Annotated in this window: 2 protein-coding genes; both read right to left on the reverse strand. The window is 65.4% G+C overall.

What is annotated here, in order from left to right; translation table 11 throughout:
- Positions 1–145: Tm-1-like ATP-binding domain-containing protein (locus tag BTA51_RS29735; protein ID WP_210404985.1), on the reverse strand; the 145-nt coding region annotated here is incomplete at its 3' end.
- Positions 130–684: aldehyde dehydrogenase family protein (locus tag BTA51_RS29740; RefSeq protein WP_141215741.1), on the reverse strand; the 555-nt coding region annotated here is incomplete at its 5' end. The genes BTA51_RS29735 and BTA51_RS29740, both read right to left, overlap by 16 nt.

A 684-nucleotide genomic window follows, 5' to 3' on the forward strand; every position in this document is an offset into this window, starting at 1 on the left:
CCGGATCGCCCAGCACGGAGACATCCATGGTCCTCACCCCGCCCCCCTGCGCGCGGATCACCTGTGCGAGGTAGCCGAGTTCGTCCTGCTTGGTGTCATAGGTGCCGACGATCAGGATGGTTCGGTCTGTCACAGCTGTATCCATGCGGTCTTGAGGTTCACATATTTATCGAGCGCATGCAGCGACTTGTCATGCCCGTTGCCGGATTGGCGATGCCCCCCCAGCGGCACGGTGTTGTCCGCGCCGCCATAGGTGTTCACATGCACGACGCCGGCGTCGATGGCCCGGATCATCCGATGCGCGCGGCTGAGATTGCCGGTCCAGACCGCCGAGGCGAGGCCGTAATCGGTGCCATTGGCCATCCGCACCGCGTCTTCCTCGCTGTCGAAAGGCGTGACAGCGACAACCGGGCCGAAGACCTCTTCCCGCGCGAGGGTCATCTCCGGCGTGACATTGTCGAAGACGGTGGGGGCGTAGTAGCTGCCGCCGGTCTCGGTCAGGATGCGCTCGCCGCCTGCCCTGAGGGCGCCGCCTTCTTCATGGGCCTTCTCGACGAAGCTTTGCACGCGGGCGAGTTGCGCCTCGCTGGAGATCGCCCCGGCCTGCGTGTCCAGTTGCAACGGGTTGCCGATCGTCATCGCGCGCGCTTCCTCGGCCAGCATCGCCGCGAATTCCTCATGCAC

This window comes from Hahella sp. CCB-MM4, from assembly GCF_002260525.1.
Classification (GTDB): Bacteria; Pseudomonadota; Gammaproteobacteria; order Pseudomonadales; family Oleiphilaceae; genus Hahella.